This is a genomic window from Mesorhizobium sp. P2_H9 (assembly GCF_056403215.1).
On sequence record NZ_JBFUFX010000009.1, the window covers coordinates 1 to 15,660 of the forward strand.

Annotated in this window: 17 protein-coding genes and 1 riboswitch; of the genes, 9 read left to right on the top strand and 8 right to left on the bottom strand. The window is 63.5% G+C overall.

Annotated features, from left to right (window positions below; all coding sequences use genetic code 11):
• The 5 genes from cobO to AC1DXN_RS17190 all read right to left on the bottom strand — a co-directional run.
• Positions 1 to 578 (bottom strand): cob(I)yrinic acid a,c-diamide adenosyltransferase (cobO, locus tag AC1DXN_RS17170; RefSeq protein WP_477421609.1); only part of this gene is annotated, 578 nt, incomplete at its 3' end.
• Complete coding sequence (gene cobU, locus AC1DXN_RS17175; protein WP_477421611.1) at positions 579 to 1,019, bottom strand: bifunctional adenosylcobinamide kinase/adenosylcobinamide-phosphate guanylyltransferase; 441 nt, start codon at positions 1,017 to 1,019, stop codon at positions 579 to 581.
• 47 nt (positions 1,020 to 1,066) lie between these two features.
• Positions 1,067 to 1,864: a CbtA family protein gene (locus AC1DXN_RS17180; protein ID WP_477421613.1), complete on the bottom strand. Its 798-nt coding sequence runs from the start codon at positions 1,862 to 1,864 to the stop codon at positions 1,067 to 1,069.
• Positions 1,865 to 1,879: 15 nt separating this feature from the next.
• Positions 1,880 to 2,059, bottom strand: a complete 180-nt coding sequence (locus tag AC1DXN_RS17185) for a CbtB domain-containing protein (RefSeq protein ID WP_477244961.1) — start codon at positions 2,057 to 2,059, stop codon at positions 1,880 to 1,882.
• 37 nt (positions 2,060 to 2,096) lie between these two features.
• A riboswitch (cobalamin riboswitch) is annotated at positions 2,097 to 2,293 on the bottom strand.
• Positions 2,294 to 2,360: 67 nt separating this feature from the next.
• Positions 2,361 to 3,053 carry a gamma-glutamylcyclotransferase gene (locus AC1DXN_RS17190; protein ID WP_477276936.1) on the bottom strand — a complete coding sequence of 231 codons (693 nt, stop codon included), beginning with the start codon at positions 3,051 to 3,053 and terminating at the stop codon, positions 2,361 to 2,363.
• A 136-nt stretch (positions 3,054 to 3,189) separates the two neighbouring features.
• Here AC1DXN_RS17190 and AC1DXN_RS17195 point away from each other — a divergent pair, with 136 nt between their 5' ends.
• Positions 3,190 to 4,371: an aromatic ring-hydroxylating oxygenase subunit alpha gene (locus AC1DXN_RS17195; RefSeq protein WP_477276938.1), complete on the top strand. Its 1,182-nt coding sequence runs from the start codon at positions 3,190 to 3,192 to the stop codon at positions 4,369 to 4,371.
• 3 nt (positions 4,372 to 4,374) lie between these two features.
• Here AC1DXN_RS17195 and AC1DXN_RS17200 read toward each other — a convergent pair whose 3' ends face one another.
• Complete coding sequence (locus tag AC1DXN_RS17200; RefSeq protein WP_477276940.1) at positions 4,375 to 5,574, bottom strand: MFS transporter; 1,200 nt, start codon at positions 5,572 to 5,574, stop codon at positions 4,375 to 4,377.
• A gap of 215 nt (positions 5,575 to 5,789) precedes the next feature.
• On the opposite strand from AC1DXN_RS17200, the gene AC1DXN_RS17205 reads away from it, so the two are divergent.
• Complete coding sequence (locus AC1DXN_RS17205; protein ID WP_477276942.1) at positions 5,790 to 6,782, top strand: acetyltransferase domain-containing protein; 993 nt, start codon at positions 5,790 to 5,792, stop codon at positions 6,780 to 6,782.
• Positions 6,779 to 7,255, top strand: a complete 477-nt coding sequence (locus AC1DXN_RS17210; RefSeq protein ID WP_477244952.1) for a methyltransferase family protein — start codon at positions 6,779 to 6,781, stop codon at positions 7,253 to 7,255. Before AC1DXN_RS17205 ends, AC1DXN_RS17210 begins: the two co-directional genes overlap by 4 nt.
• Before the next feature lie 21 nt (positions 7,256 to 7,276).
• On the opposite strand, the gene AC1DXN_RS17215 is transcribed toward AC1DXN_RS17210, so the two are convergent.
• Both AC1DXN_RS17215 and mgtE read right to left on the bottom strand, forming a co-directional pair.
• Entirely contained in the window at positions 7,277 to 7,663 is a 387-nt protein-coding gene (locus AC1DXN_RS17215; protein WP_006203215.1) for a MerR family transcriptional regulator, read from the bottom strand.
• A 156-nt stretch (positions 7,664 to 7,819) separates the two neighbouring features.
• The gene (gene mgtE / locus AC1DXN_RS17220; protein WP_477276944.1) at positions 7,820 to 9,238 is read right to left on the bottom strand and encodes a magnesium transporter; all 1,419 of its coding nucleotides are present in this window, start codon (positions 9,236 to 9,238) and stop codon (positions 7,820 to 7,822) included.
• Positions 9,239 to 9,512: 274 nt separating this feature from the next.
• Here mgtE and AC1DXN_RS17225 point away from each other — a divergent pair, with 274 nt between their 5' ends.
• The 6 genes from AC1DXN_RS17225 (at position 9,513) to AC1DXN_RS17250 (ending at position 15,641) form a co-directional block, all read left to right on the top strand.
• Positions 9,513 to 10,187: a LuxR C-terminal-related transcriptional regulator gene (locus AC1DXN_RS17225; protein ID WP_477244937.1), complete on the top strand. Its 675-nt coding sequence runs from the start codon at positions 9,513 to 9,515 to the stop codon at positions 10,185 to 10,187.
• A 108-nt stretch (positions 10,188 to 10,295) separates the two neighbouring features.
• Positions 10,296 to 11,486 carry an aminotransferase class V-fold PLP-dependent enzyme gene (locus AC1DXN_RS17230; RefSeq protein ID WP_477276945.1) on the top strand — a complete coding sequence of 397 codons (1,191 nt, stop codon included), beginning with the start codon at positions 10,296 to 10,298 and terminating at the stop codon, positions 11,484 to 11,486.
• A gap of 14 nt (positions 11,487 to 11,500) precedes the next feature.
• Positions 11,501 to 12,463 carry an HpcH/HpaI aldolase/citrate lyase family protein gene (locus AC1DXN_RS17235; RefSeq protein ID WP_477276947.1) on the top strand — a complete coding sequence of 321 codons (963 nt, stop codon included), beginning with the start codon at positions 11,501 to 11,503 and terminating at the stop codon, positions 12,461 to 12,463.
• Between the two features lie 18 nt (positions 12,464 to 12,481).
• Positions 12,482 to 13,666: a malate--CoA ligase subunit beta gene (locus tag AC1DXN_RS17240; protein WP_477244931.1), complete on the top strand. Its 1,185-nt coding sequence runs from the start codon at positions 12,482 to 12,484 to the stop codon at positions 13,664 to 13,666.
• Between the two features lie 14 nt (positions 13,667 to 13,680).
• The gene (sucD, locus tag AC1DXN_RS17245) at positions 13,681 to 14,580 is read left to right on the top strand and encodes a succinate--CoA ligase subunit alpha (protein WP_477244930.1); all 900 of its coding nucleotides are present in this window, start codon (positions 13,681 to 13,683) and stop codon (positions 14,578 to 14,580) included.
• A 92-nt stretch (positions 14,581 to 14,672) separates the two neighbouring features.
• Positions 14,673 to 15,641: a 2-hydroxyacid dehydrogenase gene (locus tag AC1DXN_RS17250; protein ID WP_477276949.1), complete on the top strand. Its 969-nt coding sequence runs from the start codon at positions 14,673 to 14,675 to the stop codon at positions 15,639 to 15,641.
• The last annotated feature ends 19 nt before the right edge of the window (positions 15,642 to 15,660 follow it).

Below are 15,660 nucleotides of genomic sequence, written 5' to 3' on the forward strand. Positions count from 1 at the left end.
GAAAAGTGATGCTTGGTCACGCCCATTTCGGTGACGAGATCGGCTGCCTCGACCAGCGCCGGCTTGGCGTTGCGGCCGGTGACGACGACATGCAGGCCTTCACGCCGCGTCTTCAGCGCCGCGACCACTTTTTCGAGGTCGAGATAGTCGTAGCGCAGCGCAATGTTGAGCTCATCGAGCACGACAAGGCTGATCGAGGGATCGGCGATCAGTTCCAGCGCCTTGGCCCAGGCGGCTTCGGCCGCCGCGATGTCGCGCTTCAAATCCTGCGTTTCCCAAGTGAAGCCCTCGCCCATCGTGTGCCAGACGACGCGGTCGCCGAACGCGGCGAAGGCATCCTTTTCGCCGGTGTGCCATTTGCCCTTGATGAACTGGACGACGCCAATGCGCTTGCCGTAGCCGAGCATCCGCAGCGCCAGGCCGAAGGCGGCAGTGGTCTTGCCCTTGCCGGGTCCGGTGTTGACGATCAGCAGCCCCTTCTCGACCGTCTTTTCCGCCACCTCGGCATCCTGCACCGCCTTGCGCTTGGCCATCTTGGCGCGGTGGCGTTCCTCGTCTTTTGCATCGATATCGGTCATTTATTTCACCTTGAGCGGCAGCCCGGCCACCATCAATAGCACCGTATCGGCAGTTGCCGCGACCTGCTGGTTGAGTCGGCCGGCGGCGTCGCGAAACCGGCGTGCCAGCGCATTGTCCGGTACGATGCCTTGCCCGACTTCGTTGGAGACCACGAACCACGGCCCGCGCGGCCGCGCCAGCACGTCGGCCAGCCGCCGGCATTCTGCGTCGAGATCATGGTCTGAAAGCATATGATTGGTCAGCCACAGCGTCAGGCAATCGACGAGCACGGGCTGATCGTCAGGCAAGGTCTCGAGCGCACCGGCAAGATCGAGCGGCGCATCGATAGTCGCCCATCCCTCGCCGCGCCGCGAGCGATGCAGCGCGATGCGCTCGCGCATTTCGTTGTCAYAGGCTTGCGCGGTGGCAATATAGGTCCACGGCGCAGCGCCTGCCCTCACCAGTCTTTCGGCGTGCGCGCGCGATGATGAAGGTCAGTGCTTTGCGATCAGGCAAAGCTGTCGCGCAGGCTAGTCGCCGTTCCTGTGAAGCGTCCGCGCACCACGCCGACGGCTGCACCAAGCACCAGCCAGAACACCAGATTGGTCACCGTAACCGCCACCACGAACTGATGGTGCAGGCCTTCCGGGATTGCTGTCACGAAGCTGTCCGGCTGCGGCGCGCCGACGATATGTGGCGCCACGATCAAAGCCACGGCAAGGATCGCCAACGGCAGCGACTTGCGGAAGGCGAGAAGGCCCAGGCCAGCCGCTGTCGCCGCCACTGTTGCCCACCACCAGATCTGGCGCTGCATGAGGTCGGCCGCCGGCATTGCCGGCAGTTCGGGCGGCAGGCCAAGGCCCGGCGCCAGCGTGAACACCGCAAAGCCGGCCAGGCCCCAGAACACGCCCTGGCGCCAGCTGCCGATACCGCCAGCGAACTCGGAAACCGCGACCAGAATCAACGCGAAGCCGATGCCGGTGACGATATTGGCGACGACACTGAAGGCAAAGCGCTCGAAGCCGTCGGCCGGCGACCAGCCTTCGTCTTCAGCCGGAGCCGCCGCTTCGACAGGCGCTGGCGCTGAGCTCATGGCGTTTTCCGCCGTTGCGGCACTGCTCATGGCATTGGTGGTGCTGGCGGCGGGTGCCGCAGCATGATCGTGCTGGTGGCCGCCAGCCTTCTCAAAAACTTCGGCCTGGTAGATCAGAGGGTCGGTGGCAAAGGCCTGCATGCAGGCGAGAACGACGCCAGCCACGAGCCCTGCGATCGCCGCGATGAACACGACGTTGCGAAACAGGTTCATGATGTCAATTCCTCGTCAGTGGCAGGGGAACGCCATCGAGTGGCGATAATCGTGCGCAGCGTTGTGGACTACATCGATATGCGAGAAGCCGACAACCCCGACAACGAACATGCCGAGAAATGCAGTGAGCACCAGCTGCATGAAGCGCGACTGCGAGGAAACGGAAGCGCCGAGAGAGACGGAAGCGGTATTCATGTCTTGTCCTTTCGCCCTCCACCCGAGGGCATAGAAGTCACTATCCCTGTCGCCGGCAGGTCTCCTGGCTCGCGGATCAGCGCCCTTCCCCACCTTCCCGAAGAAAAATCTTCAGTGGCATATGGAGAGGACTACCGCACACAGTTGCGGGGGCAGCCACGGCATTGGGCAACAACTCAGCCCGCACCGCATTCCCTCTTGGCTCCAAACGGAACCGACGACAGCAGCGACTATAGGCAAAATCGCAGCGCCCGGCAAACCAAATTCCGCCGGTTACCAGCGCGAATGCGCCACCTTGGCCTTAAGCTGCGGACGCGGCGATCCGCTCGGCAACGAGGCGCTGCAGCCGCCATAGATGGCGGTCGTGAATGCCGCGCTCCTCCAGGTTTTTCACCGTGTTGTAGAGATAGTCGGCGCCTGAGCCCCAGTGCCCGCATGACGTGGCCAGTCTTTCGACAACCCTCTCTTCGGCGAGCGGGCCGGCATAGGTCGTACCGTTGCGGTTGATGACGAAGGCCAAAGCCTTTATCGGGCCGCTGTCGCTGGACAGGCTGAGCATGCGGGGATGGTAGCTTGTCGGCTTCAGCGTCACTTCGCGCCGCAAAAGCTTGCCCAGCTGCTGCCGCCTGTTGTCGTCGGTCAGCCGAAAAGCGACGCCCTTGCATTGTCCGCCACGGTCGAGCGCCATCATCAGGCCGGGGTTGTCCTTGGTGCCGCGCCAGCGCGTCATGTTCATGCAAAAGGACCGGTGCCAGCCGCGCGCCGTGGCGACACGTTCCTCGACATGGTCGATTTCGGGTTTCCAGATCAGCGAGCCGTAGCCGAACAGCCACAGCGGTTCCGAGTCGGGGAGTTCAGCCTGCAATGCGTCCAGCAACGAATCATAGTCGCCATCATCCAGATGCGCAGCATCAGGATCGGGACCGGTATCCTCGATCGCGCGCCAGCAGCGCGCGACCAGTTCCGGCGTTAGCGACATCGGTCGTGCAGCCAAGTCTCGCTCCTCTTGTTCAACGACATGATTAGGCATCGTGGTAGAAACCGGCAATGCCGTGGCGTGCCAAATGCCGTCGCCAGAATTGACAAACGATTTGCCGGGGTGTCGGCTGGCGCATCACAGGAAGCCTGCCATGCAACCCAGTCCGGGCGAACGCGATCCCTATAACGGCCTGACCCGGGCCGAGCCGACGTTGCCGTCATCGGCCTATTGGGACGCAAACGCCTATCAGCGCGACCTCGACGCCATCTGGTACAAAAACTGGCTGCTGGTTTGCCGCGAGGCCGACCTCGCCCAGCCGCTGGCTTTCAGGACCTTTCGCGTCGGCACGCAGGAGATCGTCGTGCTGCGCGACGACACCGGCGTGCTGCGCGCCTTCCACAACACTTGCCGGCATCGCGGCTCGCAGCTTTGCCAGGAGAGCGAGGGCCGGCTGAAGGCGCGGCTCATCACCTGCCCCTATCACGCCTGGTCGTATTCGCTGCGCGGCGACCTCGTGCGCGTTCCCTCGAAATCGCTGCCCGAAGGTTTCGACAAGGTCGATCACCCGCTCTACCGCGTGGCGCTGTCGGTGTGGCGCGGCTTCGTCTTCGTCAATCTCGCCGAAGATGCCCACGGCTCGGCCGAAACATCTTTCGATCCTGCATCCGGCAGCCTCGCCAACTGGCCGCTGGAGACGCTGGTCAGCGGTCACGTGCTCAAGAAGGTGATGAACTGCAACTGGAAGATCTTTTGGGAGAACTTCAACGAGTGCCTGCACTGCCCCGGCGTCCACAAGGACCTGTCGCGGCTGGTGCCGATCTATGGCCGTGGCCTGATGGGTCGCCATGACGACCCGGACTGGGATCGCCATGCCGACAATGACGCGCCGGAATTTTCCGGCGGCTTGCGCGCCGGTGCCGAGACATGGTCGCGCGACGGAAGGGCGCATGGACCGGTGTTTTCCGGGCTGACGCCGGCCGAGCGCGCCGCCGGCCAGACCTACGCCACGTCACTGCCGTCGATGTTCATCGTCGGCCATGTCGACTATGTCAGGACCGTGCGGCTGGTGCCGCTTGGCCCCGAACAGACCGAACTCACCGCCGAATGGCTTTTTTCGCCCGAGGCACTGGCGGCGCCCCAGGCCGATATCGACAACATCGTCGCCTTTGGCCGGCAGGTGCTGGAGGAAGACGCTGCGATCTGCGAGGTTAACCAGAAGGGCCTGCGCTCGCTGCGCCACCAGGCCGGCGTGCTGATGCCGGAGGAGTACGATCTGCACCGTTTCCACAACTGGGTGCGCGACCAACATGCAACGCTTTCGCCCAAGTCCTGAAAATCAAAGCGATTTCGGCAGATAGCGCCAGGTGACAAAACCGCAGAACGCCGCCAGCAGGCCAAGCGTCGCGAACACCGAGCCCAGCCCGAAGAAGGCCAGCACCACCGAATAGACCAGCGGTGGCGTCAGCTCGGAAAAGTCGAGATAGGTGCGATAGACCGCCGCCATCTGCGCCCTCTCATAGGAGCGCACCGAGCGCATGAAGGCGGTCGAGCCCAACGCATCGAGCGCGATGGTGAAGAACGCGCCGCAAAGCAGGAAGGCGCCGGTGAGCAACGGCACGGTTTCGCCGACCGCACCCGCAGCCAACAGCATCGCCGACATCGCGAAATAAGCGAATGTCATGGTGCGCCGGCCGCCGAACCGCTTTCCCGCCTTGCCCCAGAAGATGGCCATGAACAGAAGTGCGTTGCCGGCCGAAACCAGCAGGCCGCCGGCGAGTTTGCCTTCCCCGGTGATCACCATGAACAGCGGCCCATAGACGAAGAACGTCGTCCAGAAGCAGGAGCGGCCGAAGGCGATCAGCCATGCCAGCCTCAGCCTTGGCTGCGCGACGAAGCGGCCGATATTGGCCAGCGGATTGGCCGGCCGTGTCTTGCCCGGGCGGATCGATGGATTGTCGCCCAGCCTGTAGGTCCAGAACAGCGCCAGCAGGATCATGGCAAAAACGGCAACCGCGCCATGCGCGGCATAGATGCCGAAGCGCGTATAGAGAAAGATGCCGAGCGTCGGCCCACCGGTCCAGGCAAACATCGACCACGCCATGCGCAGCGATTCCGCCTGCATGAAGTCGGTCTTGCGGATGTGGTCCATGATGTAGAGGTTGAGCGTGATCGACAGCGCGCTGGCGCCCATGACCCGGCACAGCATGCCCACCAATTGCCCGGCCAGCGTGTGGGTGACGAAGAACAGCGAGCCGATGGCCAGCAGGCAGGCGCCGGCCGTGTAGACCCAGCGCCGGGCAAAGCGGCGGATCAGCATCGGCATGAACAGCGTCACCGACAGGCCGAGCAGGGCCACGACGGTGTAGAGGATCGAGACGATCTGCTCGTTGTGCAGGATCTCATAGGCCTGGATCGGGATGACGCTCGATACTGTGGCGCGCGCGAAGGACTCGACCGCGTAGAGCGAGGCAAAAGTGCGTGCATCCGCCGGCCGCAAGGCCGGAAGCCAGATCGGATGGCGCACATGGGTGGACATTGCTTTCCCCAAAGCAGACTCGCGCGGCCAATCTGGCGTGGCGTTCCTGGTGTCGGTAACAGGAAACCGACCCGTTCACGGCAAAAAGCGAAGCCGGCCAAAGGCTTTCCGATGCTGGCCTAAAGCAAGCCCTGATGCGGTGTCTTCCCTGCCTTCTTTTGTCCGGTGCAACCGTGCTAGTCGTCTGAGGTCAGCTGAATCAGAATTACGAGACCATGAGCATCCATACGCCGCCAGCCCCGGATCAACCGAAACGCATTGTCGCCATCGACATCGTGCGCGGCATCGCGCTCATCGCCATGGCCAGCTATCATTTCACCTGGGATCTGGAGAACTTCCACTACACCGATCCCGGCCTGACCGCCTTCGGCTGGTGGAAGATCTACGCGCGCTGCATCGCCTCGACCTTCCTGTTCCTGGTCGGTGTCAGCCTGTTTCTCGCCCATGGTCGGCAGATCCGCTGGAACGGTTTTTGGAAGCGTCTCGCCATGGTCACCGTGGCGGCGATCGCCATATCGGCAGTCACCTGGTTCGTCACGCCGGACAGCTTCATCTTCTTCGGCATCTTGCACGAGATCGCGGTGGCCAGCCTGCTCGGCCTTTTGTTCCTGCGTCTGCCGTCATTGCTGACGTTGCTCGTCGCGGCGGTGGTGATCGCCGCGCCGATCTACTTCAGATCCGAAGCCTTCGACCACCCTGCTTTGTGGTGGGTTGGTCTGTCGGCGATCAACCCGCGCTCCAACGACTACGTACCCGTCTTGCCATGGTTCGGCGCGGTTCTTGTCGGCATCGCCGCTACAAAGCTCGCTTCCAACGCCGGCGTGCTGGCGCGGTTGGCGACGCTCACGCCCGGACGATGGGCCAACCCGCTGATCTTCATCGGCCGTCACAGCCTGGCTTTCTACCTGATCCATCAGCCGCTGCTGTTTGGCTGTGTCTGGCTGTTCTCGCAGATCATGCCGGCGCCGGTGGAGACAAGGGAAGTGGTCTTCCTGAAAGAGTGCCAGGTATCCTGCCAGCAGCAGCGCGACACGGAGTTCTGCACCAGCTATTGTGTGTGCATGCTGGATACGCTGCAAGGCGAGGCAACATTCGATCGGCTCTACAATGGCGACCAGACCCCGGAGTTCAAGGCGCATCTTGGCGATCTCGCCGGCACTTGCACCGCCAAGACCGAGAGCTCGATGATGGAGGGAGGGCAGCAATGACCGACAGTCAGCCGAAACCCGGGCTCATTCCATGGCCGCCGCTGATCTATGTCGCGGCCATCGCCATCAGCATCGCGCTCGGCCTGCTCTACCCGCTGCCATGGATCGGCGACATTGCGGGCGACCTGCTTTTCGCCGCCGGCTGGGTGGCGCTGTTCGGCGTCGCCGCACTCTGGTTCACCGCGATCCGCAGCATGATACGGGCCAAGACGACGTTCAACCCGAACGCCGTGCCGGACCATCTGGTAACGTCAGGCCCTTTCGGCATCACGCGCAACCCGATGTATCTGGCCAACACGCTGCTGTTGATCGGCGTCGCCTTCGTCTCGGGCATCGCATGGTTTCTGCCGCTGGCCCTGATCGCGGCCTTCGCAACGCAAAAACTCGCGATCGAGGGCGAGGAAAAGGTGCTGGCCGCCAAATTCGGCAAGAAATATCGCGACTACGCCAAAAGGGTGCGGCGCTGGATTTAGGCGCCGGCTCACACAGGTCGGCTACGTGTTGACGCCGAGCTCCACCAATCGCTCGACGCAGGATTCCTCGGCCTGGTCGAGTTCGGCAAGCGTCTCCTCGAGGTCGCGTCGCTTCTGCCTGAGATCTTCGCGCTTTTCCTCGATGCGCTTGATCATCAGCTTGAGTTGACCGACCTCGCCGGGCGGCTCCTTGTACATCTGGATGATTTCGCGGATTTCGTTGATCGAGAAGCCGAGCCGTTTTCCCCGCATGATCTGGCGGATGAGATGCCGGTCCGAGGGGCGAAACAGCCTCGTGCGGCCGCGCCGCACCGGTTGCACCAGCCCTTCATCCTCGTAAAAGCGCAGCGTCCGCGTCGACACGTCGAATTCGCGCGTCAGTTCGGTGATCGAGTAGTATTCCCGCATTGTCACTCCAGATGCCGGAATCCCGGGCGATCGCCAAGCGGCGTCGCCCTTTTGTCCCGAACCAAACCCATGCCATGCCGGAATCGACAAGGCGCCCCGCGCAAGCCTCGCACGGCATTTACGTAAAAGTCAATTGAGGGCATATCACCGTGGCCCTCAGGGCACGGCGAACCACCATGTGGCAAGCCCCAGAAAGGCAAAGAAGCCGACGACGTCGGTGACCGTGGTAACGAAAACCGCCGAAGCCACCGCCGGGTCGATCTTGAAGCGGTCGAGCAGCAGCGGGATCAGGATGCCGGCAAGGGCGGCCACGAACATGTTGATGATCATCGCCGCCGCAATGATGCCGCCGAGGTTCGGATCCCAGAACCACGCCGCCGCCGCGATGCCGATCAGGATGGCGAAGATGATGCCGTTGATGAAGCCCACCCCCATCTCGCGGCGGATGATGCGGCCGGCATTGTAGATGTCGAGATCCTTGGTCGCCAGCGCCCGCACGGTGACAGTCATGGTCTGCGAGCCGGCATTGCCGCCCATCCCCGCCACGATCGGCATCAGCACGGCAAGCGCCACGATGTGCTCGATCGTATGGTCGAACAGGCTGATCACCGACGCCGCCAGGAACGCCGTCAGAAGATTGATAAGCAGCCAGGGCACACGCGAACGCGAGGTCGAGACTATGCTGTCCGACAGCTCTTCGTCGCCGACGCCGCCCATGCGCAAAAGGTCCTCTTCGGCCTCCTGCTGGATGACGTCGACCATGTCGTCGATGGTCAGCACACCGACCAGCCGCTCGTTCTCGTCGACGACAGCGGCGGAGAGAAGATCGTATTGTTCGAAATCGCGCGCTGCGTCTTCCTGGTCCATCGTGGCCGGAATGGCGTGCCTTGTCTCATGCATCACCTCTTCGACCTTCACCGAGCGCTTGGTGCGCAGGATCTGGTCGAGATCGATGGCGCCAAGCAGCTTGAAGCTCGGGTCGATGACAAAGATCTGGCTGAAGCGGTCCGGAAGGTTCTTGTCCTCGCGCATGTAGTCGATGGTCTGGCCGATGGTCCAGAACGGTGGCACGGCGACGAACTCTGTCTGCATGCGGCGGCCGGCAGTCTCTTCGGGATAGTCCAGCGAGCGGCGCAGCCTGATCCGCTCGGTGAACGGCAGTTGCGACAGGATCTCGTCCTGGTCTTCCTTTTCGAGATCTTCGAGAATGTAGACCGCGTCGTCGGAATCGAGCTCCTGCACCGCCTGCGCAATCTGCGCATTGGGCAGATTGTCGACGATCTCCATGCGGATCGCCTCGTCGACCTCGGTCAGCGAGGAAAAGTCGAAGTCGGCGCCCAGGAGTTCGACCAGCACGCGGCGCTGTTCGGGGTGAAGCGCTTCGAGCAGGTCGCCCAGTTCCGACTGGTGCAGGTCGTCGACTTCACGCTTCAGCGTCAGCGTGTCGCGATCGGCGATCGCCGCACCGATCTGCGCCAGGAATGACGACAGAATGACGCCGTCCTCGCCATAGATATCGGCGTGGCTGTCTTCAGCGGCTCTGGCGCCGGTCGTCTGTTCGCCCTGGCGTTCCACCAGCGCCTCCCGCCATCGGAATCCCGGAAAAGGTGCCTGTCAGGTCTAGCGCGCAACGCACGGGAATATCAAACGAAATGCGCCCTGCCTCGCAGACGGGACGAGGGTCCCTTCATCAAGACATGGTGCTGCCCGGGCTTCAGGCAGCGCGACAGCGCATGTCGCTGGGGAAAGAGCACCCATTCGCGGATAGGGCAGAATTGCCGTTGTGTAAGCGCTGGAAAACCACCGCATCCGCCTGTGCCCGTAATGTGGCCAAGATAACCGGAAGCCCTTGACCGTAAAGTCACAGAGAACGAACGAGACAATCGCAGGACAACGCGTTCGCGTCGTCGTCGCCGAGCGCAATCCGCTCGTTGTGTCGGCGATGCGCGAAATGCTGGAATGCGACGGGCGCTTCGAGCTTTTGGCCTGCGTGCAAAGCGGCAGGCATTTCCTCGAACTGGCAATGGCAGGCGAATTCGACGTCGCCGTCATCGGCTGGAAACTCGCCGACATGGACGGCGCCGATGTCCTTGCCGAGATCCAGAGCCGCAAGCTCAATGTGCGCATCACGGTCTTTTCCAACGACCACGATATCGGCATCCTGAAGCAGTGCGTGCGACTCGGCGCGCATGGCTACTGTTTTCAGTTCGACGACCCGCCGATCATTTTCGAGACGATCCTGGCGGTCGCGCATGGCCGCATCTGCATCCCTTACATCGACATCAACAAGGTCAACGACACGCCGTTGGCGCAGCTCACGGTTCGGGAACGGGAACTGCTGGCGGTGCTTTCCGACGGTTGGACCAACCTTCAGATCGCGACCCGCACCGGCATCTCCGAGAATACGGTGAAGTACCACCTGAAAAATCTCTACGACAAGCTTGCCGTTCGCAACCGGGCGATGGCGGTCGCGCTCTATTCAAGCGAGAAGCGGCGTCCCCTTTCGGGTAGGCCGACCGGGTAGGACGAACCTACCCGCGCGCCGCGAATACTTACCCGGCAAGGTGTTGTTGCGACACGCCGTCCAAACGACACTTCCTCCACAATCCCTAGGCATCGGAGGAGATCGCATATGGCCGGGTTCACCCATCTTTTCATTCCAGGACCCACCAACATTCCGGAGCGGGTCCGGCAGGCGATGAACCTGCCGATGGAGGACATGCGCGCCGGGTCATTCCCCGATTTCACCCTGCCGCTGTTCGAGGACATCAAGAAGGTCTTCAAGAACGAGACCGGCCGCGTCTTCATCTACCCCTCCTCTGGCACCGGCGCCTGGGAAGCAGCGATGACCAACGTGCTCAGCCCCGGCGACAGGGTGCTGATGTCGCGCTTTGGCCAGTTCTCGCATCTGTGGATCGACATGGCCGAGCGTCTCGGCTTCGAAGTCGATGCGATCGACTGCGAGTGGGGAACAGGTGTTCCACTCGAACTCTATGCCGAGAGGCTGAAGGCGGACAAGGCGCATCGCATCAAGGCGGTGTTCTGCACGCAGAACGAGACCGCGACCGGCGTCACCAGCGACGTCGCCGGCTGCCGCGCCATACTCGATGACGCAAGCCACCCTGCCCTGCTTTTCGTCGACGGCGTCTCGTCGATCGGCTCGATCGATTTCCGGCAGGAGGAATGGGGTGTCGACTGTGCGGTCAGCGGCTCGCAAAAGGGTTTCATGCTGCCCGCCGGCCTCGGTTTCCTCTCCGTCAGCAAGAAGGCGCTCGTCGCCTCGAGGACGGCGACCCACCGGCGCTGCTTCTTCTCCTTCGAGGACATGATCCGCGCCAACGACGCCGGCTACTTCCCCTACACGCCGGCGACGCAGCTGCTGCGCGGCCTGCGCGCCTCGCTCGACCTCATCGCCGAGGAAGGGCTGGACAACATCTTCGCCCGTCACCATCGCCTCGCCGAAGGCGTGCGCAAGGCGGTCGATGCCTGGGGGCTGAAACTCTGCGCAAAAGCGCCGAAATGGCATTCAGACACGGTCAGCGCCATCCTGGTGCCGGAGGGCATCGACAGCGGCGATGTCGTCAAGCGCGCCTACCAGACCTATCAGACCTCGCTCGGTGGCGGCCTCAACAAGGTGTTCGGCAAGGTTTTCCGCATCGGCCATCTCGGCTGGCTGAACGAGGTGATGGTGCTGGCCTCGCTTTCCGCCGCCGAACTGGCACTGCTCGACTGCGGCGTCAAGCTGGCGCCGGGTTCCGGCGTCGGCGCAGCGATCGCGCATTTCCGTCGTTCGCCGCGGTCCGCCATCGCCGAAGCCGCCTGATCCCGGAGCGCACCATGAGCCACACAATCAACCACCTCAGGAAACTCCGGCTGCAGCGCAGCGAACTGGCCGTGCCAGGCTCAAGCCCGGAGATGATCGACAAGGCGGCGAACAGCGCCGCCGACTTCATCTTTCTCGACATCGAGGACGCGGTCGCCCCGCCCGACAAGGAGCGGGCGCGCAAGAACATCATCCAGGCGCTCAACGACATCGACTGGCACGCCAAGGGCAAGACCGTCTCGGTGCGTATCAACGGGCTCGACACGCATTACATGTATCGCGACGTGGTCGACGTGATGGAACAGGCCGGCGACCGGCTCGACACGATCCTGGTGCCGAAAGTCGGCGTCCCGGCCGATCTCTATATGGTCGAGGCGATGGTCAACCAGATCGAGATGGCCAAGGGTTTCAAGACCCGTGTCGGGCTGGAAGCGCTGATCGAGACCGCGCTCGGCATGGCCAATGTCGAGGCGATCGCAGCGTTTCCGGGGCGGCTGGAAGCGATGCATTTCGGCGTCGCCGACTATGCCGCCAGCAACAAGGCGCGCACCGTCAACATTGGCGGCCTCAATCCCGATTACCCCGGCGACCAGTGGCATTTCGCCCTGTCACGGATGACCGTCGCCTGCCGGGCCTACGGCCTGCGCGCCATCGACGGACCGTTCGGCGATTTCTCCGATCCGGAAGGCTACATCGCCGGCGCCAGGCGCGCGGCAGCTCTTGGCATCGAAGGCAAGTGGGCCATCCATCCCTCGCAGATCGCGCTTGCCAACGAGGTCTTCTCGCCGCCGGAAAAGGAAGTGACGCGCGCCAGGCGCATCCTCGAAGTGCTCAAAGAGGCTGAGGCGCAGGGCAAGGGAGCCGCGGCGCTTGACGGCAAGATGATCGACGCGGCGTCGGAACGCATGGCGCGCAACGTGTTGGTGGTGAACGAGGCAATCGAACGCGCCGGTCAACCGCGCGCTGCCGCGCATTGATGATCCGGGGAGGATAGAATGGACATTCACGAATATCAGGCCAAGGAACTGCTCGCCCGCCACGGGGTCCACATCCCGCGTGGCGGCCTCGCCTACAGCCCGGAGCAGGCGACCTACCGCGCCCGCGAAATCGGCGGCGGCAAATGGGTAGTCAAGGCGCAGGTTCACTCCGGCGCGCGCGGCAAGGCCGGCGGCATCAAGCTGTGCGCCAATGACGAGGAGATCGCGGAAGCCGCCGAGGCCATGCTCGGTCGCAAGCTGGTGACGCAGCAGACCGGTCCGCGCGGCAAGCTCATTTCACGGCTCTACCTCGAGGAAGCCGTCGACATCGCCCAGGAACTCTATGTCGGCTTCGTGCTCGACCGGAAGGAGGAGCGCGTGATGATCGTGGCCTCGGCTGCCGGCGGCATCGAGATCGAGGACATCGTCGAAAGGGCTCCGGATTCCATCATCCGCACCACGGTCGATCCCGGTGTCGGCATGCAGCGGTTTCAGGCGCGCGAGATCGCGTTCGGGCTCGGCCTCGACCAGAACCTGATCGGCAAGGCGACCGAAACCATCCTCGGCTGCTACCAGGTGTTCCGCGACTACGATGCCTCGATGCTGGAGATCAATCCGCTGGTGGTGACCCGCGACGGCAACCTCGTCGCGCTCGACGCCAAGATGTCGTTCGACGAGAACGCGCTGTTTCGCCGGCCCGAAATCTCCGAGTTGCGCGACAAGAGCCAGGAAGACGCGCGCGAAACCTTCGCCAGCGACCGTGGCCTCTCCTATGTCGGCCTCGACGGCAATATCGGCTGCATCATCAATGGCGCCGGCCTCGCCATGGCGACGATGGACATGATCAAGATCGCCGGCGGCGAGCCCGCCAACTTCCTCGACATCGGCGGCGGCGCCTCGCCCGAGCGGGTTGCGAAATCGTTCCGCGCTGTGCTTGGCGACAAGAATGTCGAGACCATCCTGGTCAACATCTTCGCCGGCATCAATCGCTGCGACTGGGTCGCCGAGGGTGTCGTGAAGGCGATCCGCGAAGTCGGCGTCAACGTGCCATTGGTGGTGCGACTCGCCGGCACCAAGGTCGAGGAAGGACGTCGCATCCTGGCCGATTCCGGCGAGGCGGTGATCGTCGCCGACACGCTGGCCGAAGCCGCCGAAAAAGCCGTCGCCGCCTGGCGCGCGGCCACCAAGAAAAAAGCAGCCTGAGGGAGGTCGAAAAAATGGCAATCCTGCTCAACCGCAGCACTCGCGTCATCGTCCAGGGCTTCACCGGCAAGATCGGCAGCTTCCATGCCGAGGACATGAAGCGCTATGGCACCAAGCTTGTCGGCGGCGTGACGCCCGGCAAGGGCGGGCAGACGCATCTCGGCCTGCCGGTCTTCAACACCGTCAAGGGCGCGGTGCGCGAAACCCGTGCAGAAGCCAGCATCGTCTTCGTGCCGCCGCCCTTTGCCGCCGACTCGATCATGGAAGCAGCGGATGCCGGCATCAAGCTCTGCATCTGCATCACCGACGGCATCCCTTCGCAGGACATGATGCAGGTCAAGCGCTACATGCGCCGCTACCGCTTCGAGGATCGCATGCGGCTGATCGGGCCGAACTGCGCCGGCATGATCACGCCCGGACAGGCCCTCATGGGCATCATGCCCGGCAGCATCTACCTGCCAGGCCGCGTCGGCATTGTCGGGCGTTCGGGCACGCTCGGCTACGAGGCGGCGTCGCAGATGAAGGCACTCGGCATCGGCGTTTCCACCAGTGTCGGCATCGGTGGCGATCCGATCAACGGTTCGTCCTTCAAGGACATACTGAAGCTGTTCGAGCAGGACGACGACACCGACGCCGTGGTCATGATCGGCGAGATCGGCGGACCGCAGGAAGCCGAGGCGGCACTGTGGGCGCGCGACAATATGCGCAAGCCCCTGATCGCCTACATCGCCGGATTGTCCGCGCCGAAAGGCCGCCGCATGGGCCATGCCGGCGCGATCATCTCGGCCTTCGGCGAGTCGGCGCAGGAGAAGGTCGAAATCCTGAAAGAGGCCGGCGTCGTCATCGTGCCGACTCCGTCGTCCTTCGGCGAAGTCGTTGCCGACACGCTGGCACAAGCGAAGAAGGCGGCGTGAGCAGCCGACCGGCGAACGCCGCATACGGCAAGATGTGAAATCAGTTTCGGGTCGGCGCAAGCATCGCCGTCATCCGATTGGCAGGATATCAGATGAAACCGCGTTTGATTGTCACCCGCAGATGGCCGGCCCCCGTCGAAGCGATCCTTGCCGAGCGCTTCGACACGACGCTCAACGCCGACGATACGCCGCTGAGCCCTGCCGCAATGACATCGGCCTTCGCGGATTTTGACGCGATCCTGGCAACGGTCAGCGACCGCTTGCCTTCCCAGGTGTTTCCCGAGAGCGACGCCCGCACCCGGATCATCGCCAATTTCGGCGTTGGCTTCAGCCATATCGATGTCGCGGCGGCGCGCGACCGCGACATCGTGGTGACCAACACGCCGGGTGTGCTGACCGATTGCACCGCCGACCTCGCCCTCAGCCTGATCTTGGCTGTCGCGCGCCGGACCGGTGAGGGCGAGCGGCAACTGCGGGCCGGACAGTGGCGTGGCTGGTCGCCGACCCACATGGCCGGCGCCAAGGTGTCGGGCAAGACCTTGGGCATTGTCGGCATGGGGCGCATCGGCAAAGCGACAGCCAAGCGCGCGCATTTCGGCTTTGGCATGAAGATCGTGTTCTTCAACCGGTCGCCGGTCGACGATGACGAGACGCGCGCCATGGGCGCAGTGCAGATGCAGACTCTGGAAGGGCTGCTGACAGCATCCGACTTCGTATCGCTGCACTGTCCGGGCGGCGCGGAAAACCGCCATCTCATCGATGCTCGCAGCCTGCGATTGATGAAAGGCGGCGCGTTCCTCATCAACACGGCGCGCGGCGACGTCGTCGATCAGGATGCCCTGATCGGTGCGCTGCAAAGGCGCGAGATCGCCGGCGCAGGTCTCGACGTCTTTGCCGACGAGCCGGCCGTTCCGGAGGCGCTGAAGCAGTTGGAGAACGTCGTGCTTTTGCCGCATCTCGGCAGTGCGACCGCGGAAACGCGGGTGGCGATGGGCATGAAGGTGGTGGAGAACCTGACCGCCTTCTTCGAGGGTCGTCCGGTCCCCGACCGGGTCGCCTGACAGCCGGCGCCGGTCTCGC

Coding starts and splice junctions, on each gene's coding strand:
- AC1DXN_RS17180 (WP_477421613.1), bottom strand. CDS start 1,864: ATGAACCTGTTTCGCAACGTCGTGTTCATCGCGGCGATCGCAGGGCTC.
- AC1DXN_RS17185 (WP_477244961.1), bottom strand. CDS start 2,059: ATGAATACCGCTTCCGTCTCTCTCGGCGCTTCCGTTTCCTCGCAGTCG.
- AC1DXN_RS17195 (WP_477276938.1), top strand. CDS start 3,190: ATGCAACCCAGTCCGGGCGAACGCGATCCCTATAACGGCCTGACCCGG.
- AC1DXN_RS17200 (WP_477276940.1), bottom strand. CDS start 5,574: ATGTCCACCCATGTGCGCCATCCGATCTGGCTTCCGGCCTTGCGGCCG.
- AC1DXN_RS17205 (WP_477276942.1), top strand. CDS start 5,790: ATGAGCATCCATACGCCGCCAGCCCCGGATCAACCGAAACGCATTGTC.
- AC1DXN_RS17210 (WP_477244952.1), top strand. CDS start 6,779: ATGACCGACAGTCAGCCGAAACCCGGGCTCATTCCATGGCCGCCGCTG.
- AC1DXN_RS17215 (WP_006203215.1), bottom strand. CDS start 7,663: ATGCGGGAATACTACTCGATCACCGAACTGACGCGCGAATTCGACGTG.
- AC1DXN_RS17230 (WP_477276945.1), top strand. CDS start 10,296: ATGGCCGGGTTCACCCATCTTTTCATTCCAGGACCCACCAACATTCCG.
- AC1DXN_RS17235 (WP_477276947.1), top strand. CDS start 11,501: ATGAGCCACACAATCAACCACCTCAGGAAACTCCGGCTGCAGCGCAGC.
- AC1DXN_RS17240 (WP_477244931.1), top strand. CDS start 12,482: ATGGACATTCACGAATATCAGGCCAAGGAACTGCTCGCCCGCCACGGG.
- sucD (WP_477244930.1), top strand. CDS start 13,681: ATGGCAATCCTGCTCAACCGCAGCACTCGCGTCATCGTCCAGGGCTTC.
- AC1DXN_RS17250 (WP_477276949.1), top strand. CDS start 14,673: ATGAAACCGCGTTTGATTGTCACCCGCAGATGGCCGGCCCCCGTCGAA.